The 19,378-nt window shown below is 62.3% G+C and carries 15 protein-coding genes; 10 read left to right on the forward strand and 5 right to left on the reverse strand.

All coding sequences use genetic code 11. The features are described from left to right. Nucleotide 1: 1 nt before the first annotated feature. Genes BUS06_RS28220 through BUS06_RS28230 form a run of 3 tightly spaced genes read left to right on the forward strand, consistent with a single transcriptional unit; the run spans nucleotide 2 to nucleotide 5,397 of the window. A complete protein-coding gene (locus BUS06_RS28220; protein ID WP_074267666.1) occupies nucleotides 2-517 on the forward strand; it encodes a (2Fe-2S)-binding protein in 516 nt (171 codons plus the stop codon). Next, complete coding sequence (locus BUS06_RS28225) at nucleotides 514-4,134, forward strand: molybdopterin cofactor-binding domain-containing protein (protein WP_074267667.1); 3,621 nt, start codon at nucleotides 514-516, stop codon at nucleotides 4,132-4,134. The genes BUS06_RS28220 and BUS06_RS28225 overlap by 4 nt, the downstream gene beginning before the upstream one ends. A gap of 54 nt (nucleotides 4,135-4,188) precedes the next feature. Continuing rightward, nucleotides 4,189-5,397, forward strand: a complete 1,209-nt coding sequence (locus BUS06_RS28230) for an ABC transporter substrate-binding protein (protein WP_074267668.1) — start codon at nucleotides 4,189-4,191, stop codon at nucleotides 5,395-5,397. Between the two features lie 60 nt (nucleotides 5,398-5,457). On the opposite strand, the gene BUS06_RS28235 is transcribed toward BUS06_RS28230, so the two are convergent. Next, nucleotides 5,458-5,709, reverse strand: a complete 252-nt coding sequence (locus BUS06_RS28235; protein WP_074267669.1) for a hypothetical protein — start codon at nucleotides 5,707-5,709, stop codon at nucleotides 5,458-5,460. Nucleotides 5,710-5,862: 153 nt separating this feature from the next. On the opposite strand from BUS06_RS28235, the gene BUS06_RS28240 reads away from it, so the two are divergent. From BUS06_RS28240 to BUS06_RS28260, 5 genes are all read left to right on the forward strand, one after another. Continuing rightward, nucleotides 5,863-6,384 (forward strand): DUF6496 domain-containing protein, encoded by a 522-nt coding sequence (locus BUS06_RS28240; RefSeq protein WP_074267670.1) that lies wholly within the window; start codon nucleotides 5,863-5,865, stop codon nucleotides 6,382-6,384. 531 nt (nucleotides 6,385-6,915) lie between these two features. After that, nucleotides 6,916-8,190, forward strand: coding sequence for a NupC/NupG family nucleoside CNT transporter (locus BUS06_RS28245; RefSeq protein ID WP_074267671.1), 1,275 nt, complete (start codon nucleotides 6,916-6,918; stop codon nucleotides 8,188-8,190). A gap of 54 nt (nucleotides 8,191-8,244) precedes the next feature. Next, complete coding sequence (gene deoA, locus BUS06_RS28250; RefSeq protein WP_074267672.1) at nucleotides 8,245-9,564, forward strand: thymidine phosphorylase; 1,320 nt, start codon at nucleotides 8,245-8,247, stop codon at nucleotides 9,562-9,564. A gap of 42 nt (nucleotides 9,565-9,606) precedes the next feature. Next, the gene (locus BUS06_RS28255) at nucleotides 9,607-10,023 is read left to right on the forward strand and encodes a cytidine deaminase (protein WP_074267673.1); all 417 of its coding nucleotides are present in this window, start codon (nucleotides 9,607-9,609) and stop codon (nucleotides 10,021-10,023) included. A 77-nt stretch (nucleotides 10,024-10,100) separates the two neighbouring features. Then, nucleotides 10,101-11,075, forward strand: a complete 975-nt coding sequence (locus BUS06_RS28260; protein ID WP_074267674.1) for a nucleoside hydrolase — start codon at nucleotides 10,101-10,103, stop codon at nucleotides 11,073-11,075. A gap of 74 nt (nucleotides 11,076-11,149) precedes the next feature. Here the strand turns inward: BUS06_RS28260 and BUS06_RS28265 are convergent, their stop codons facing one another. Continuing rightward, the gene (locus tag BUS06_RS28265; RefSeq protein WP_074267675.1) at nucleotides 11,150-12,478 is read right to left on the reverse strand and encodes an omega-aminotransferase AptA; all 1,329 of its coding nucleotides are present in this window, start codon (nucleotides 12,476-12,478) and stop codon (nucleotides 11,150-11,152) included. Between the two features lie 245 nt (nucleotides 12,479-12,723). Between BUS06_RS28265 and BUS06_RS28270 the strand changes: the two genes are divergently transcribed. After that, on the forward strand, nucleotides 12,724-14,142 hold the full coding sequence (locus tag BUS06_RS28270; RefSeq protein WP_074267676.1) for an aminotransferase-like domain-containing protein: 1,419 nt from the start codon (nucleotides 12,724-12,726) through the stop codon (nucleotides 14,140-14,142). Between the two features lie 9 nt (nucleotides 14,143-14,151). Here BUS06_RS28270 and BUS06_RS28275 read toward each other — a convergent pair whose 3' ends face one another. The 3 genes from BUS06_RS28275 to BUS06_RS28285 form a co-directional block, all read right to left on the reverse strand. After that, the gene (locus tag BUS06_RS28275; protein WP_074267677.1) at nucleotides 14,152-14,766 is read right to left on the reverse strand and encodes a LysE family translocator; all 615 of its coding nucleotides are present in this window, start codon (nucleotides 14,764-14,766) and stop codon (nucleotides 14,152-14,154) included. Between the two features lie 113 nt (nucleotides 14,767-14,879). After that, on the reverse strand, nucleotides 14,880-15,866 hold the full coding sequence (locus BUS06_RS28280) for a porin (RefSeq protein WP_254369084.1): 987 nt from the start codon (nucleotides 15,864-15,866) through the stop codon (nucleotides 14,880-14,882). 38 nt (nucleotides 15,867-15,904) lie between these two features. Next, on the reverse strand, nucleotides 15,905-18,349 hold the full coding sequence (locus tag BUS06_RS28285; RefSeq protein ID WP_074267679.1) for a glucose/quinate/shikimate family membrane-bound PQQ-dependent dehydrogenase: 2,445 nt from the start codon (nucleotides 18,347-18,349) through the stop codon (nucleotides 15,905-15,907). Between the two features lie 226 nt (nucleotides 18,350-18,575). Here BUS06_RS28285 and BUS06_RS28290 point away from each other — a divergent pair, with 226 nt between their 5' ends. Continuing rightward, nucleotides 18,576-19,364 (forward strand): phytanoyl-CoA dioxygenase family protein, encoded by a 789-nt coding sequence (locus BUS06_RS28290; RefSeq protein ID WP_074267680.1) that lies wholly within the window; start codon nucleotides 18,576-18,578, stop codon nucleotides 19,362-19,364. Nucleotides 19,365-19,378: the final 14 nt, after the last annotated feature.

Genomic DNA, 19,378 nt, shown 5'->3' on the forward strand with positions numbered 1-19,378 from the left:
CATGAACCTCCCCGAGAACCTCACGCTTAGGGTGAATGGGGCGACGCATGTCGTCAGTGCCAGCGCTGACACGCCGCTGCTCTATCTGCTGCGTAACGACCTGGCGCTGAACGGTCCGAAGTTCGGCTGCGGGCTGGGCGAGTGCGGCGCGTGCACGGTGCTGCTCGATGGCATGCCAACCCGCTCGTGCGTGACGACGGCGAGGGTTGCGGAAGGACGAGAGATCACCACGCTCGAAGGATTGGGCACGCGTGCGGCACTGCATCCGGTGCAGCAGGCGTTCATCGACGAACAGGCCGCACAGTGCGGCTATTGTCTCAACGGCATGATCATGACCGCGAAAGCTCTGCTCGACCGCGATCCTCATCCCAGCGACGCCACCATCCGGCGCGAGTTGTCACGCAACCTGTGCCGCTGCGGTACGCATGTCGAGATTCTGCGTGCAGTGCATCGTGCCGCCGAATTGCTGGCAGCATGCCGTCGCGGGCATGAAGGGCTTGAAGGAGAGCGCGCATGACAGGGCCGGACGTGAGCGTCGAGCGTCAGCCTCTGTCGCGGCAGCAGCTCGACGACATGCAGAACGTGCTGGTCGTCGTACGGCCGCCGCAAGCGCCGGTAAAACCCGCGATCGGGCAACCTGGGTCGCGCTCATCGTTTGTGCCGACATTGGCCGATGTGTTCCTCGTCGTGCGTGGCGACGGCAGCGTGGTGGCGTTTAACGGCCACGTCGATCTGGGGACGGGCATCGGCACGGCGCTCGCCCAGATCGTCGCCGAAGAGCTCGATGTGCCGCTCACGCGTGTCTCGGTCGTGCTCGGTCACACCACCGAGGCGCCAAATCAGGGGCCAACCATTGCGAGCGCAACGATCCAGATTTCCGCCGTGCCGCTGCGTCTGGCCGCGGCGCAGGCGCGGCAGTACCTGGTCGGGCAAGCAGCGTTGCGCTTTGGCGTCGGCGCGCAGACGCTGGAGGTTCGCGATGGCATCGTGCATCGTCGTGGCGACGACCGGGCGCAAGGAATCGGTTATGGCGAACTGATCGCTGGGCGGCGTATCGAGCTGACGCTAGCAGCGGATACGCCTTTGAAGCCGCCTGAGGCGTATCGGATCGTCGGCAAAAGCACTGCGCGCATCGACATTCCGGCCAAGGCGATCGGCGAACTGATGTTCGTGCATGACGTGCGTCTGCCGGGCATGTTGCACGGCCGGGTAGTGCGGCCGCCCTATGCGGGCGTCGCGCAAGGCGACTTTATCGGCAACAGCCTGCTGCACGTCGACGAAGAATCTGTGCGCGATCTGCCGGGTATCGTCAAAGTGGTCGTGATCCGCGATTTCATAGGCATCGTCGCGGTGCGCGAGGAGGTCGCGCAGGAGGCGGTGAAACGGCTCGACGTGCAGTGGAAAACAGTGGAAGGCCTGCCGGCGCTCGAAACCAGCGAGGAGGTCGAGGCCGCCTTGCGCGCCAATCCCTCGACGCGCCGCGATCTGCTGATCGAAGGTGATGTCGACGCGGCGCTGGCGCAAGCGGACAACACGCTCGAACGCACGTACGTCTGGCCGTTCCAGATGCATGCGTCGATCGGACCGTCGTGTGCGGTGGCCGACTATCGCGACGGTGTGCTTAAGGTCTGGTCCGGTACACAGAACCCGCATTCGCTGCGCGCGGATCTGGCGTTGCTGATGTCGCTGGAAGAAACGCAGATTGAAGTGGTGCGCATGGACGCTGCCGGTTGCTACGGTCGCAATTGTGCCGACGACGTAGCCGCGGATGCCGCTTTGCTCTCCCGTGCGATGGGCAGTCCAGTGCGCGTGCAACTGTCTCGCGAAGACGAACACCGGTGGGAACCGAAAGGCGCGGCGCAATTGATGGACGTGCGTGGCGCTGTGGATGCGAATGGCCTGCTCACGGGCTACGACTTCTCCACGCGTTACCCCTCGAACGATGCACCCACACTTGGGCTGCTGTTGACCGGAGCGATCTCGCCGCAGCCGCAGGTGTTCGAAATGGGCGACCGCACGTCCGTTCCGCCCTATGACTACCGCACGATGCGTATCGTTTGCGACGACACGCCGCCGATTGTCCGGGCCTCGTGGTTGCGTGGCGTGTCGGCGTTGCCCAACACGTTTGCACACGAATCGTTCATCGACGAACTGGCCGCCGACGCGGGTGTCGATCCGGTCGAGTTCCGTCTGCAGCATTTGACGGATCCGCGCGCGATCGATCTCGTCAAAGCCGTTGCAGCGAAAGCTGGCTGGGAACCCCGCAACGTCGCGCTCAAAGCGCAAGACGCAGAGGAAGAGGAAGGCGACATCGCGCGCGGCAGAGGCTTCGCTTACGCGCGCTACGTGCACAGTAAATTCCCCGGCTTTGGCGCGGCATGGGCCGCGTGGGTCGCGGATATCGAGGTGAATCGCAAGAGCGGCGAACTGGCGGTGACGCGTGTGGTAGTCGGTCAGGACACCGGAACGATGGTGAATCCAGATGGTGTCCGTCACCAGATTCACGGCAACGTGATCCAGGCGACGAGCCGCGCGTTGAAAGAGCGCGTGACTTTCGGCAAGAACGAAGTGACGAGCCAGGAGTGGGGCGCGTATCCGATCCTGACGTTCCGCGAGGTGCCGGTCATCGAGGTGGTGATGATGCCGCGCCACGGCGAGCCGCCCATGGGTACGGGCGAATCGGCGTCGCTGCCTGGTGCGGCTGCGATTGCAAACGCGCTGTTCGATGCGACGGGTGTGCGGTTTCGCAGGCCGCCGTTCACGCCGGAAGTGATTCGGGCCGCGCTCGCCGACGGCCCGGCGCAGGCGGCCGCGGCCGCAACCGCGCGCAGGAAAAAGCGCTGGCGTTTCGGTTTCCTCGGCGCATTGGCTGCAGGTACCGCGGGCTGGTTAAGCATGGCCTCGTTCGCACCTCAGCCGATTGCCCCGATCACACCGCCTCTAGCGACTTCGTTTGCACCCGGGTTGATCGCACGCGGCAAACTGCTCGCCTCGCTCGGTGACTGCGCCGTCTGCCACACGGCACACAACGGCGTGCCGAACGCGGGAGGTCTCGCGCTGGATACACCGTTCGGCACGATCTACACCACGAATATCACGTCGGATGAGCAGACGGGCATCGGCAACTGGTCGTTCGACGCGTTTGCACGGGCGATGCGCAAGGGCATCCATCGCGATGGACGGCACCTATACCCCGCTTTCCCGTACACGTCGTTCAAGAACGTATCGGACGATGACCTTCAGGCGTTGTATGCCTACCTGATGTCGCAAACGCCGGTACGCTCACGTCCGCCTGAAACGAAGCTGGCGTTTCCCTTCAGCGTGCGGCCCCTGATGGCCGCATGGAACACCATGTTTCTGAAGCGCAATACGTTCACGCAGGAGGCAACGCAAACCGCGCAATGGAATCGCGGAGCCTATCTGGTCAACGGCCTCGGCCATTGCAGCGCATGTCATACACCGCGCAATGCATTCGGCGCCGAGAAAACTGGCGCGGCGTTTCTTGGCGGCGGTATAGCGGAAGGCTGGGAAGCGCCTGCGTTGACGACACTTTCGAATGCGCCCGTGCCGTGGACCGAAGACGAACTGTTCAGCTATCTGCGCTTTGGGCACGCGCCGCTGCATGGCGTAGCGGCCGGCCCGATGGGACCGGTCGTCAGCGAGCTGGCTTCCTTGCCGGACAGCGATATCCGCGCCATGGCGAATTACCTTGCCTCGCTGAACCCCGCGGGTCCTAATGCGAATCCAGAAGCGCTGGCGCGCGAATACGAGCAGGCCAGCGCGGCTACGCCCACGGCGTCGAGCATGGGCGCACGGCTGTTCGACGGCGCCTGCGCGGCGTGCCATCACACCGGCAGTGGACCGACGCTATTCGGTGCGCATCCGTCGCTCGCGCTTAACACGAATCTGCATAGCGCAGCGCCCGATAATCTGATTCGCGTGATTCTGGACGGCATCAACTCGCCTGCACGGCCCGAACTCGGTACGATGCCGGCTTACCGCGACAGTTTCAACGACGCCCAGGTAGCCGAACTCGTGTCGTACCTGCGTCAGCAATTCGCGGGCGGCAGGCCCGCATGGCAAGACGTCGAGGCAAGCGTGGCGCGTATTCGCGCGACATCGCGCGCCGATTGATTCGCTGTACCCGCATTCGCCTTCTCGCACCCACTACTGATAACGGAGAAACGCATGACCACACGCGCAGGATGGATCTCTCGTCTGACTGTTTCGTTGACGCTCTCGCTGACGGCGCTTGGGGCCGTGGCTCAGGAGACGATCAAGATCGGCGAAATCAACAGTTATAAGGCCCAACCGGCCTTTCTCGGCCCTTACAAGAACGGCTGGAATCTCGCGCTCGACGAGGTGAACGCTTCGGGTGGCGTGCTCGGCAAGAAACTCGAAGTCGTCTCGCGCGACGACAACGCCAACCCTGGCGATACGGTACGCGTCGCGCAGGAGCTGGTGACGGGCGAAGGCGTGCAGGTGCTGTTCGGCGGCTTCCTGTCGAATACCGGCCTCGCGCTGGCCGACTACGCGAAGCAGCGGCATGTTTTCTTCCTCGCGGCCGAACCGTTGACCGACAAGATCGTCTGGGCCGACGGCAACAAATATACATACCGTCTGCGTCCTTCCACCTATATGCAGGTCGCGATGCTGGTGCCGGAAGCGCTCAAGCTGCATAAAAAGCGCTGGGCGCTGGTGTATCCGAACTACGAGTACGGTCAGTCGGCGGTGGCGACCTTCAAGAAGCTGATGCAGGCTGCCCAACCCGATATCGAGTTCGTGTCCGATCAGGCGAGCCCGCTAGGCAATCTCGACGCTGGTGCGGTGACCCAGGCCATCGCCGATGCGAAACCCGATGCGATCTTTAACGTGCTGTTTGGCGCTGACCTCGGCAAATTCGTCCGTCAGGGCAATACGACGGGATTGTTCAAGGACCGCAGCGTGGTTTCGCTGCTGACGGGCGAGCCGGATTACCTGGATCCGCTTGGCGCCGAAGCGCCGACCGGCTGGATCGTGACCGGTTACCCGTGGTACTCGATCGATACGGCTGCGAACAAGAAGTTTGTCGATGCGTATCAGGCGAAGTATCACGACTATCCGCGCCTCGGTTCGGTGGTCGGATATTCCGCGTTGATGTCGCTTGCGGATGGGCTGAAGAAAGCCGGTTCTACGGATCCTGACAAGCTGGCCGCTGCATTCAAGGGCTTGAGCGTCGACACGCCGTTTGGTCCGGTGTCGTATCGCGCGCAGGACAACCAGTCGACCATGGGTGCTTTTGTCGGCGTGACGGGCGTGAAGGACGGCAAGGGCGTAATGACGTCGTTCCACTATATCGACGGCGCGAGCGTGCAGCCTTCGGACGCCGAAGTGAAAAAACTGCGTCCGGCTGATTGATTGGATGTTAAAGCGGGCCAGGCGTGGCGGGTGCGGTGAAAATCGCCGCGCCTGCGTTCGCTACTCTTCGGCGTCGTGCTCGGCGACGAAACGCTTCAGGTAAGCAAGCACAGCCGCTTCCGCGGCGCGATGATCGGCGCAGCTTTTCGAACCGGCGTTTTCCTCGTCGCCGAACAGCGTCGACGGTGCGTTATGCACATCCACTTCCTGTCCCTCGCGAAACACGCGAATCTCGTGGACGTCCTCGGCATATTCGGCAATCCAGTGCACGCCTTCGATGTGGGCACCTGCTCGTAAGGTGGGTATCTTCATGCGGCTTCTCCCGGATGGTCCGAAAACCGTAGAGTCGGCGCAGCTGCCGCCCCTTGTTATAACCATACGCCGTCCGCGCGGATACCGCACGTTTTTGCCAAGGCACAGGGGTTGCTGCGTGATACAGGCCAACAGCCAATCTGGAGGACTGTCATGCCTGAACAGAAAACCATCCACCGTGCCCACGCGGACAAGCGCGCCGGCAAAGCCTCGAGTACCCAGGCCGGGGAGTTCGTCAAGGAAGAGGTCGACCGCGTGCGCGCCGGCAAGCACGGCGTGAAATCGGCCAAGCAGGCCATCGCCATCGGTCTGTCGAAGGCGCGCCGTGCCGGCGTCGATCTGAAGGCGCCGAAGAAGGGTACGACCAGCGAAGCGACGCGTAAGAAGGCCGCCAAAGACAACGCGGCGGGCCAGCACAAGACCGCAGCCAAAAGCACCAGCACTGAATCCAAGGCAAAACGCGCGCGTGCCGCCACTACAGCGCTAAAGCGCGAGAGCGGATGCGGCGCGTCGAGTGCGGCGATGTCGAAACAGGCGAAGAGTTCGGCGACTCGCCGGCCCGCAGCGAGCCGTTCGGCGGCGGCGAAAAAGGCGGTCGCCACCAAGGGCACCGCGGGCCGTTCGGCCGCGGCGAAAAAAGCCGCTCATACGAGAGCGGCGCGCTCGCACCATTGAGTTGGGCGCAAAAGCGGTAGAAGGGCGGCGGTACCACGCCGCCGCCTGATCTCGCCTTCCGTGCAATGCGGATGGGCGAATGTAATAAATGCAGAACCCTTACCCCACGTAAGTCCGGGTAATTTCGCGCTCCGGTCGGGCCGCTTGCATGACGCGCGGCCAGGCGATCAAAATCCTGCGTCCTCACAAAACCCTTGTACTTTATTTTTTTGTTCATCTATAACCTGACCGACAGGACAGGATTGAAGCTCGAAAAGCCCAACGATGCGCGATGCATCGATGCGGCTTCCCCATAACGACGCGACGTAGAAGCTCATCGCGCTGCAGCATGTCGAAGTGAAGGGACGTTCGCCGGCCGAGGGTGGACGTATGTGTCTTTGCGCTGCACTATACGGTGCACGCTTGGGCGACGCACTGGATAAGATCGACAAAAGAGACGACAGGAGGAAGATAGGTATGCGAAGGAAAATTTAGTCCGCTTTGTGACCATCCGCTCATCCCCAATTCTAATTTCCAAACAGCGAGCACAACGTGGATATCTTACGCAGTCTGTGTGGCATTGTTTTTCTGTTGCTGATCGCTTATGTGTTGTCGACCAATCGAAGTGGTATCCGTTTGCGCACGCTGATTCCCGCGCTCCTCGCGCAGGTGTCGATCGGTGCGCTAGTGCTGTTCGTACCGCTTGGCAGCGCAGCGCTGGCGGCCGCCGCGCGTGGTGTCAACAATGTGCTGCAGATGGGCGACCGCGGCGTGTCGTTCATGTTCGGCGGCCTCGTCGACGCAAAGATGTTCCAGCTCTTCGGCGGTGGCGGCTTCGTTTTCGCGTTGCGTGTGCTTCCCATGATCATCTTCGTCACCGCGCTGATTGCGGTGCTGTACCACATCGGCGTGATGAAGTGGATCATCAACGGCCTCGGTGTCGTGTTCGAGAAGCTGCTGGCTGTGACCCGAGTCGAGGCATGTTCCGCGGTAGCTACGATCTTCCTCGGCCAGAGCGAGATGCCGGCTTTCGTCAAGCCGTTCGTCCGCGAGATGACGGGCGCTGAGTTGTTCGCGGTCATGTCGAGCGGAATGGCTTCGGTGGCGGGTTCGGTGCTGGCCGGCTATGCGGGCCTCGGCGTCAACCTGGAGTATCTGCTGGCCGCGTCGTTCATGGCCATACCGGGCGGCCTGCTGTTCGCCAAGCTGATCTTCCCGACCACGGAGCCAAGCCGGGTGGTGCTGGAAGGGCTGCATTTCGACGAAAGGAAATCGGCCAACGTGATCGAGGCGGCGGCAGCAGGCGCCTCGATTGGCCTGAGAATCGCCATCAACGTCGGCGCCATGCTGATTGCGTTTATTGGCCTGATCGCGTTGCTGAATTCGACCGTCAGCGGAATCGCGGGTCTGTTCGGCCATCCGCAGATCACGCTGCAAAGCATCCTCGGCTGGGTGTTTGCACCGCTCGCGTGGTTGATTGGCGTACCGTGGCAGGACGCACCGCTCGCCGGCAACTTTATCGGTGAGAAGCTGATCCTCAACGAGTTCGTCGCGTACGTCGATCTGTCGCCGTACCTGAAGGGCGCCCAGTCGGTCGCGGCGGCCGGCTTGCAGGTGCTGGATCCGAAGACGCTTGCGATCGTGTCGTTTGCACTGTGTGGCTTTGCTAATTTTTCTTCGATCGCGATTCTCACGGGCGGTTTTAGTGCCGTTGCCGCGGAACGCCGTGCGGAAGTGGCGCGCTATGGATTGCGTGTCGTAGCGGCTGCTACGCTATCGAACCTGATGAGCGCCGCCATTGCGGGGATTTTCCTGTCGTTTCATTGAGTCCGTCCGTCACCGGAACGCCAGGGGCTCCTACCTTTTCTTAAGCTGATCATTATGTCGTTGACGCAGGAAATCATTCGCAAGAAACGCGACCGGCAGCCGCTGAGCCGTGATGAGATCGGCGAATTCGTACGGGGTGTGGTCGACGGCAGCGTCGCGAACGAGCAGGTCGCCGCGTTCGCGATGGCGGTGTATTTCAACGACATGAGCGTGGACGAACGCGTTGCGCTGACGCTGGCGCAACGCGACTCGGGCCAGGTGCTGTCCTGGGATGCGTTCGATCTGCCGGGCCCGTTGATCGACAAGCATTCGACGGGCGGCGTCGGCGATCTGACTTCGCTGTTGCTCGGCCCGATGGTGGCTGCCTGCGCCGGTTTCGTGCCGATGATCTCCGGGCGCGGTCTCGGCCATACCGGCGGGACGCTCGACAAGCTCGCGGCCATTCCCGGCTATAACCTGGTTCCTGAGGCGCGGACGTTTCAGCGGATCGTGCGGGAAGTCGGCGTGGCGATCATCGGTCAGACGGCGCAGCTCGCGCCTGCCGACAAACGGATCTATGCGATCCGCGACGTAACGGCGACCGTCGAATCGATCGCGATGATTACGGCGTCCATCCTGTCGAAAAAGCTTGCGGCAGGGCTCGAAGGGCTGACGATGGACATCAAGGTCGGCTCCGGCGCTTTCATGCCGACCTACGAGCAATCACTGGAACTGGCGCGCAGCATCGTCGAGGTCGGCAACGGTGCAGGCATGAAGACGACCGCCGTGCTCACCGATATGAACCAGCCGCTGGCCCCTTGCGCCGGCAACGCGCTGGAAGTGCGCTGTGCGATCGATTATCTGACCGGGCATCGTCGTCCTGCGCGCTTGCATGAGGTCACGCTGGCCTTGGCCGCGCAGATGCTCGTACTGGGTGGCCTCGCCAGCGATACCGCGCAAGCCTGTGCAAAGTTGAACGCGGTGCTCGATTCCGGCGCCGCGGCGGAGCGCTTCGCGCGGATGGTGCGAGCGTTGGGCGGGCCCGCTGATCTTATCGGTGCGCCCGAGCGTCATCTGGGGCAGGCGGCGGTGATCGTGCCGGTTACTGCACCTCGTGCAGGGTATGTGGCACACATCGATTGCCGCGCGCTGGGACTGGCGGTAGTCGGGCTCGGTGGAGGCCGGCGCCGCCCTGATGATGCGATCAACTACCAGGTCGGTTTGACAGACGTCGTTGAACTCGGACAATACGTCGAAGCGGGAGTGCCGTTGGCACTTATTCATGCCAGCGATCTTCCTGCCGCCGAACAGGCGGCCCGTGACATCCTGACAGCGTGCACGCTCGCCGAGACCGCTTCGCCCGTTCCGGCCACCGTGTACGAACTGATCAGCTGAGTAACCGAACAACGCGGATCCTGACCCCGATGCGGAGGAGTAGTGACACACGAACATCTGATTGACGAAGCCCGCAAAGCCCGCGAGCTTGCGTATGCGCCTTACTCGCGCTTCCTGGTCGGCGCTGCGCTTGAGACAAACGACGGCAAGATTTTTCACGGCTGCAATGTGGAGAACGCTTCGTATGGCCTGTGCAATTGCGCGGAACGTACGGCGTTTTTTAGCGCGGTGGCGGCAGGTTATCGTCCGGGGCAATTCAAAAGACTAGCTGTCATTGGACAAACCGATGGCCCGATTGCACCCTGTGGCGCTTGCCGTCAGGTGATGATCGAACTGGGCTCGCCCAAACTCGAAGTCGTACTGAGCAATCTGGATGGCAAGGTCGAAGTGACCAGCGCCGCCGCATTACTACCGGGCGCGTTCTATCTCGAACCTGACGGCGGCGCGTCTGCGGCTTAGCGTCAGGCATGGCGACGTGCGTTTCACATGCACGCTAAAGCGGTCCCATACGCAATCAACATGAGTGCCCAACCATCATGCACAAGGTAATTTTCGACACCGATCCCGGTGTCGATGACTCGATGGCGCTGGTGTTCCAGACGTGTCATCCGCAGATCGAGTTAATCGGCGTGACGTCCGTGTTCGGCAACGCGACGATCGAAACCACGACCCGCAATGCCGTGTATCTGGTCGAACGCTTCGCTGACCCGGGCGTCGTCGTGGCGCGCGGCGCAGCAAAGCCGCTGCGCAAGGCCGCACCCGAGCCGATTCCGCATATCCACGGGGAAAACGGCCTCGGCGATATCGAGCTCCCCGATATGCCCGACGAGGGCCGTGCCCGCCTCGACGCACGCCCGGCGCATCGTTTCATCATCGACGAAATCCGTAAGCATCCGCACGAGATCAACCTGATCGCGGTAGGGCCGCTCACCAATCTCGCGCTCGCGCTGCAGGAGGACCCGGAGATCCAGCAGCTGGTTAAACAGGTGATCATCATGGGCGGCGCATTCGGTATCAACGGCGTGTTAGGCAATGTGAGGCCGTGTGCCGAAGCGAATATTTCCGCCGACCCGGACGCAGCCGATCAGGTCTTCACCGCTGCGTGGAAAGTCACGGCGGCAGGGTTAGACGTGACGCAAAAGGCCATCATGAACACGGCGTACCTCGAGCGCATCCGTCAGCACGGCGGCGAGGTGGGGCAGTTTATCTGGGACGTGTCGCGCTCATACGAGCAGTTTCACGTCGACAGTTCGGGCGTGCAGGGCATCTACGTGCACGATTCGTCCGCGGTTGCCTATCTGATGGCGCCTGAGCTTTATCAGATCCGGCGTGGCGCGGTGCGCGTGGTGGTGGAAGGTCTCGCGATTGGGCAAACCATTCAGAAGCCGGAGACGATGGGCGTGCCGGCGCCCGACTGGGATGACGTGGCGAAGCAGGATGTGTGTGTCGACGTCGACGTAGAGGGCTTTCTGCAGCTCTACTTCGAGACGATCGTCGGCAGGGCTGGCTAAACAGATCGGGCAGCGGCGCCTGACGGCACGTAGCCGCGGGCGCTGCCCGATACCTCAAAGTGTTGCCGCAGTTCTTACTGCACCGTGGCGAGCACGTCGCGCACGGTCTTGAAGATGTGCTGGATCTGCTCTTCGCTGATGATCAGCGGCGGCGAGAACGCCAGAATATCGCCCGTGAAGCGGACCAGCACGCCGGCCTCGAAGCATTTGACGAAGGCCTCATAGGCGCGTGCGCCCGGTGCGCCGTCGCGCGGTTCGAGTTCGATCCCGGCGATCATGCCGAGATTGCGAATGTCCTTCACATGCTTCGCATCGCGCAGTGCATGCGCAGCGGCTTCGAACGCGGGCGCTAGCGATGCAGCACGTTCGAACAGGCCGTCGCGGCGATACAGGTCGAGCGTCGCCACGGCCGCCGCAGCCGCAACCGGGTGCGCCGAATACGTATAGCCGTGGAACAGCTCGATCGCACCTTGTGCGCCGGCATTGACGACCGTGTCGTGGATGTTTCGGCTGGCGGCCACCGCGCCCATCGGAATCGAGGCGTTATTAATGGCCTTGGCCATCGTCAGCAGGTCCGGCGTGACGCCGAAGTATTCGCTGGCCGTCGCTTTGCCCAGACGCCCAAAGCCGGTAATGACTTCATCGAAAATCAGCAGGATGCCGTGCTTCGTGCAGATATCGCGCAGCTTCTGCAGATAGCCTTGCGGCGGAATCAGCACGCCCGTGGAGCCGGCCACCGGTTCGACGATCACCGCGGCAATCGTCGACGCGTCGTGCAGCGTGACGATGCGCTCGAGTTCGTCGGCCAGATGCGCGCCCCAGGCGGGCTGCCCCTTCGTGAATGCATTGTGTTCGAGGTTGTGCGTATGCGGCAGATGATCGACCGCCGGTAGCAGCGCGCCAGAGAACGTCTTGCGGTTCGGTGCGATGCCGCCGACCGAAATGCCGCCGAAGCCCACGCCGTGATAACCGCGTTCACGGCCGATCAGGCGCGTGCGCTGACCTTCGCCGCGCGCACGGTGATACGCCAGCGCGATCTTCAGCGCCGTATCCACCGATTCGGAACCCGAGTTGGTGAAGAAAATCCGGTCGAGGCCGGCCGGCATCAGTTCGGCGACTTTCGTTGCCGCTTCGAACGCGAGCGGGTGGCCCATCTGGAAGGTCGGCGCGAAATCGAGCGTGGAAAGCTGCTGGGTGATTGCAGCGACGATCTCATCGCGGCCATGGCCAGCGTTCACACACCAGAGTCCGGCACAGCCGTCGAGCACCTCGCGGCCGTCCGTCGCGCGGTAGTACATGCCCTTGGCCGATTCCAGCAGGCGCGGCGACGCCTTGAACTGGCGGTTGGCGGTAAAAGGCATCCAGAAAGACGACAGATCGTCGATGACGGGGCGCGAAGTCATGGTGTTCTCCTCGAAGTGGTCCCCCGAGGAGATTTCCTTCGGGGCGTTGCCGTTGCGAAACTGTAGCGTCCGCGGTTAAATGGAGGACATAAACAGTTGATGCACTGCGCTGCTAACTGTGCAGGTCAAGTTGCTGAAACTGTGCTGGTTGCTTGGACGTCCTTTGGGCGTCCTGCAACTCGCCTCTCTTGCCCATATTGCACTCCTTTTGCCGTGACTCCGCTCGCAACCGTGCTTTCGCCCCAATGATCGAACTCCAACTGGAACGCGGCCGCCGCGCCGCGCCCACCCTCGTCGAGCAACTGGTGCAAGGGTTTGCGAGCGCCATTGAAGGACAGTCGTTGCGGGCCGGCGCGTTGCTGCCGTCGGTGCGGCGCCTGGCGGCGAGCCACGAGCTGAGCACCTTTACCGTGACGGAGGCCTACAACCGTCTTGTTTCGATGGGTCTGGTGGTCGCGCGCCGGGGTTCGGGCTACCGGGTGGCGTCGCGCGCGCAGGCCGCGCGCGTGAGCGCGACCGACTGGCAACCGCCCAGCCTCACCGCGACGTGGCTGCTGTCCGACGTGTTCGCCGACCATTCGGTGCCGATCAAGGCAGGCGGCGGGTGGCTGCCGAACGAATGGATCAACGAAAGCGGCCTGCAGCAGGCGCTACGCTCGATGAGCCGGGTGCCGGGGCCACGCATGGGCGATTATGGTCATCCGTACGGTTTTGCGCAGCTGCGCGAGCGCATCGCCGGGCAACTCGATCGCCACGGCTTGCCGGTCGAGGTTTCGAATGTGCTGCTGACGCAAGGTGCGACCCAGGGGCTGGATCTGATCGTGCGGACCTTGCTGCGCGCGGGCGATGTGGTGATCGTCGAAGATCCCGGCTACTGCAACCTGCTGCAGATTCTCAAGCTGGCGGGGTTGATCGTGTACGGCGTGCCGCGCACGCCGGCGGGTGTCGATACGGATGTCCTCGAAACCCTGGTGGCCGCGCATCGGCCCAAGGCGATTTTCGTCAACACGACGCTGCAGAATCCAACCGGCGCGACCTTCGGGATGGCCGCGGCGTTCCGTCTGCTGCAGATTGCGGAACGCGCGCGCATGTGGGTGATCGAGGATGACGTGAGCCGCGAGCTCGCTCCGCCGGGCGCGCCGCTGTTTGCCGCGATGGAGGGTTTGCAGCGGGTGCTGTATGTGGGTGGATTCTCGAAGACGGTGACGCCTGGGTTGCGCTGCGGTTATGTGGTGGCCGAGCGCGACGTGCTGCGCGAACTGGCACGCACCAAGATGGCGGTGGGGCTGACGTCGTCAGAAACGATCGAGCGGATCGTCGACAAGGTGCTGCTCGAAGGGCGCTACGCGCGTCACGTGGAGGACGTCAACGAACGGCTCAAGGCCGCCCATGCGGTGGTGGAAGAGCGGCTCGATGCGCTGGGGTTGGAGGTGTTTCACCGGCCGCGTGGGGGACTCTTTCTGTGGGCGCGTTTGCCGGTCGAACCGGAGCGTGCAGGAGAGGTGGCGACGGCCGCGCTCGCTCACGGCATCTGGCTCGCGCCGGGCTCGTATTTCCGGCCGGATGATGCGGCGAGCGCGTGGTTCCGCTTCAACGCGCCGTATTCGACCGAGGACGCGTTGTGGCTGTTTATCGAGCGCGTGGGTAAAGGGAAGCTCGATTAACCCGGTCGATTAACCCAGCAGACGCGCCGCGATCGGATACAGCGTCAGCACGAGCGACAAGGCCATCGCTATGTTGAAGATGCGCAGCCGTTTCGGGTCCGTCAGCACTTGCCGCATGGCCGTACCGAACCCGGCCCACAGACAGATGCAGGGCAGACCGATGACGTAGAACACTACGGCCATCAGCATCACATTGCTGCCGAAGTTTTCGCTCACGTGAATTGTCGTGACGGCAGTCAGCACCATCATCCATGCCTTCGGATTGACCCATTGAAACGCAATGGCCTCGTAAAATTTCATCGGGCGGCGCTCCCCGTTGCGCAGCTTCACCTCACCCGACGTACCGATTTTCCACGCGAGATACAGCAGATAGGCGACGCTGGCGATTTCCAGCACCGAGTACAGCGCCGGGAAACGGTGGAATGCTTCGCCGAGCCCGAAACCGACGCACAGCATCAGCAATACGACCCCGGCGCTAATGCCGAACACATGCGGCAGCGTGCGGCGAAAGCCGAAGTTGACCCCCGAGGTGAGCAGCATCGTGTTGTTAGGCCCCGGCGTGATGCTGGTGACTAGCGCGAACAGGATGCCGGCGGGCAACGCACTGAGGGATTCGAAAGACATGGGGGTAACTCCGGTGACGATACGCTTTTACGCAGTCTATCGGCCAGAGCCGGTACAGTAACGGTACAGATTCGATGATGGTATCCGGTACAGATTGTCCTTCGCCACGGGTTCTAGAACCGGTCGATCATCCCAAACTGGACACCGCGCACAGGCGCACCCGGATAAGCCGGCGCAAGCCCGGTCACGTCGACACCGCGCAGCGTGAACTCAGCGTCAGCACGATTGCGCAATATGCCGGCGCTCGCGTACAGCATTATCCTCGGCGAGAGGTCATATTCGCATTCAGCGCTGAACTGGTCCGCGTTGTTGTCGCCACCCGACCGGTCTCGCATATAGGTGTAGCCCAGTGAGGCTCGCAGGCGCGTCGAGACCGCGTAGCGCGCCGACACCGACATGCCGTCGTCGTGATAACGCGGCGATCCGCCGTCGCCGTTGAAGAACGACACGAAAGCGGTCGTCTTGCCGATCACGTATGACACGCCGCCGAGATTCGCGCGCAGTCCCGTGTCCCCTGAGGTCTGCTGGTGAGCATACGAAATGTGGAATGGCCCGTTACGGTAATCGAAGGTCTCGTAGTTGCCGGATAGACCGTTGCCGTTGCCGCTTTGGGGCAGTGCGACCATCAAGGTCGTCGTGAAGCCGTGCAGATCGGGCGACAGATACGCGAGGCCGTTGTTCGTATACGGCGTGATCTTCGACAGGTTGTTCAGTCCGGATGCAATCGTGCCTGCGCCGAATGCGTCGAGTTGTCCTTTGAACGGAATGTAGATCGGCGAGTACTGGCGACCGAGCCGCACTTCGCCCCATGGCGCACCAACGCCGATCCACGCCTGGCGATTGAACAGGGTGCCTGCCGTCGCCAGTGCGCCGTTGCCCGCATTGAAACCGTTCTCGAGATCGAACAGGATGCGCGTATCCGAGCCGATCTGCTCTTCGCCGCGCAAGCCTATCCGCGATCCACGATATGCGCCCGAATCCACTCGTGGTGTCCACGAAGAGCCGGGGTTGGTGATTTCGATGCTGGTATCGATCAAACCATACAGCGTCACCGAACTTTGCGCGTAAGCGCACCGGGCGCCAGCGCCCAGTGCAAGCAGAACGGCAAGCGAGCAGACCGCGTGTTTACGCACGCGGATCAGTTCCCGTCAGGCAATGCGTAGGCGATGACATAGTCGCCCAGTTTCGTGCCGAACGAGCCATGTCCCCCAGCGGCAATCACTACGTACTGCTTGCCATTGATTTCATAGCTCATCGGCGTGGCCTGACCGCCTGCAGGCAAACGGGCCTGCCACAACTGCTCGCCCGTGTTGGTGCTGAAGGCGCGGATATAGTTGTCCGCGGTGGCGCCGATAAAGAACACATCGCCCGCAGTTGTCATTGGACCGCCGAGCATTGGCATTCCCATCTTGAACGGAAGAGGTAGTGGTGAGCTGTCGCGCACGGTGCCGATACGCTTCTTCCAGACGATCTGGTTGGTCTTCAGATCGATTGCCGAGACATAACCCCAGGCCGGCTGCTTGCACGGCAAACCGAGCGGCGACAGGAACGCGTTCAGCGTCACGCCGAACGGTACGCCGTACTGCGGCTGAATACCGGATTCGGTGCCGCTGCCGCCCGCATCGCTCGCGGCCGGCTCGATAGGATTGCCCGGACCACGCGGCATCAGCCTCGATACGAATGGCAGGGCAATCGGGTTGGCAATCGCGATCTGACGATCGGTGTCGACAGCCATGCCGCCCCACTCGAACATGCCGAGGTTGCCCGGGAACACCAGGGTGCCGTTCACCGATGGCGGCGTGAACGTGCCGTCATAGGTCAGGCGGTGGAACATCACGCGGCACACCATCTGATCGAACATCGTTGCGCCCCACATGTCTGCGCCCGTCAATTTCCTGCTTGGCCGGAACGTCAGCTCGGAGAACGGCTGGGTAGGGGAGACGTGATCGCCAGGCGCGGCTCCTTGCGGGACAGGCTGTTCCGGAGCCGGGACGACCAGCGCGCCAGTGCGGCGATCCAGTACAAAGATGTTGCCTGTCTTTGCGGGTGCGTAAACCACCGGCACGACGTTGCCCGACTTGTCGGTGATGTCGGCCAGCGTGGGCTGCGCCGGCAGGTCCATGTCCCACAGATCGTGATGCACGGTCTGGTAGAACCAGGCGAGCTTTCCGGTCGAAGCGTGCAGCGCGAGCAGGCCGCTTGCATAGCGCTCCTCCTCGGGCGTACGGTTGCCGCCCCAGATATCCGGTGTGGTCACGCCCATCGGCAGGTAAACGATGTCGAGTTTGGCGTCGTAGACCGCGGGCGCCCACGAATTCGGCGAATTCAGCGAGTAATGTTGCCCTTCGCCGGGAATGACGTTCGGATCCTTGTTGCCCGGATCGAATGCCCAAAGCAGCTTGCCGGTATTGACATCGAAGCCGCGGATCACACCGGAAGGCTCGCGGGTCGAATAGTTATCTGTCACCGCACCCGCGATGACGATGACCTTGTCGGTGACGATAGGCGGAGAGGTGGGTTCATATTGACCGGGTGTGGTCACCGGCTGGCCATGCTGGAGATCGAGGTCGCCATGGTTGGCGAAATCCGGGCAGCGTTGACCCGTTTGCGCATCGAGCGCGTACAGGTGGCCGTCGTTGACCGGCAGAAGCACGCGGCGCGCGCAAACCGCCGGGGCGGCGCTCGAGGCCGTCGTTTGACCGTTGTTACCGGTATTGGCAGCGGTCGAGGCCGTTGTTTGACCGCTGTCATCGGTACTTGCCGCGGTCGAGTCGTAGTAAGAGACGCCACGACATGTCACGTGCTGGAAGCTCGGATCCGTTTTCAGGCCAGGGTCGAATTTCCACGCGAGCTTGCCCGTTGCAGCATCCAGCGCGAACAGGATCTGGTGTGGCGAACACAGGTAGAGCATGTTGCCCACCTTGATCGGTGTGACTTCGTTGGTCGTTTCGACCGGGTCGGTCGCACGCTTCGTGTCACCGGTCTGGAATGTCCATGCAACCTGCAGATTCTTCACGTTGTCCGCGGTAATCTGCTTGAGCGGCGAGTAGCGCGTGCCGTGCTGCGTGCGGCCGTAGGCAGGCCAATCGGCATCGGTGCCGCCCGCCGCCGGGTTTGCGGACGATGCTGCACTGGCGCTCAGGGTTCCATTGATTTCCTGCGGATCGTTGAAGGACGCGTACACGAGCACAATGCCGCTGAGAATCAAGGTCGCGCCCAGCGCCAGCGCCGCGGACTTCGCAGGGGCTTCGAGGGTGCGATAGACAAACGGCAGCAGCAGCCAGATGCCGAACACAACCAGCACATCGAGTCGTGGCGTCAATGCCCAGAAGTCGAAGCCGGCTTCCCACACCGCCCATACGATGGTGCACAGCAGCAGCAGCGCATACAAGCCAAGCGCGCTCGCGTTCCGGCGGTAAAGCAGGGCGGCCGTCACCAGCATGACCAGGCCGGCGACGACATAGTAGGGCGACCCGCCGATCGAGATGAGCCACGCCCCGCCGATCAGCAGATACAAGCCGGCGAGGGCTGCAAACAGAACGCTGAGGAGATGCACTACGCCTGACGATGCCCGCTTCTGCATGATGTAGACCCCTTGGATTTCTAAAGGAACATGAGACCGCCGGAGAGCAACCCAAGCCAGACGCAAAAAAAGTGCCACCCTTGGGACGAGATCAATTTGTATCGGGTGTACGTCTGCCAGTAAGCAGTGTAAGCGGGAGTTCGTTCAAGGCGAAACCACTATTCACCAGGATTGATCTATCTGAGCCCGCTTGCTAGCCTTATGGAACTTACACGGGGACACTTTGATGCGTTACTCAAACGAGGAACACGATGTGCTCGCGCGGACATTCGATCGCGATGGAATGGTGCTCCTGAAGCAGCACTTTCCAAAGGAGACGCTCTCGGGCTGGCGACAGGCCTTCGACGGCATCCTTGCCCATAGATTGCAGGAGAACGCAACGGCTGTGCGCGGAGCCAACCGGCACTACATCACGTTGCCGTTTGCGGGCGTGTTCGCGGATGAAAGCATATTCTGCGACCCTGACGTACTGGCTATTGTCGAACGCGTTGCAGGTGAAGACCCGGTCATGTGCCAACTCGCGACCGACACGCCACTACGCGGGTCGACGTATCAGGACGTTCATCGCGACACACCTGCCCTGTTCGACAACGAGCCGGAAACGCCGTCGTTTCAACTTGCCGTAAATTTTCCGCTTTGCGACGTCACCGCAGATAACGGCCCGTTCGAAACGACGCTCGGCACCCACCGAATGAACTCGGAAGACGCGATGCGGGCATATGTGGCGGGGGAGATTCCGTTGCATGCCATTCCGATGGAACTCGGCGACGTCATGATTCGCGACGTCAGAGCGTTGCATCGCGGTACGCCAAACAATACGGACGCCCCGCGTCCAATGGTCGTCATTGGATACAGTCGAAGCTGGTATTTCAGACCGGAAGTGCATATCGACGTTCCGCGCGACGTCTATCAACAACTTGGCCCGAAAGCAAAGCGATTGCTCCGGCACATGCCCCAGGTCGACGACGCCGGCGCCTTCCAGAGTGCCGAAAGTTACCTCAAATTCGCCTACTGACGTTCGTCACGCCG

It is taken from the genome of Paraburkholderia phenazinium (assembly GCF_900141745.1).
In the GTDB taxonomy this organism is placed as follows: Bacteria; Pseudomonadota; Gammaproteobacteria; order Burkholderiales; family Burkholderiaceae; genus Paraburkholderia; species Paraburkholderia phenazinium_B.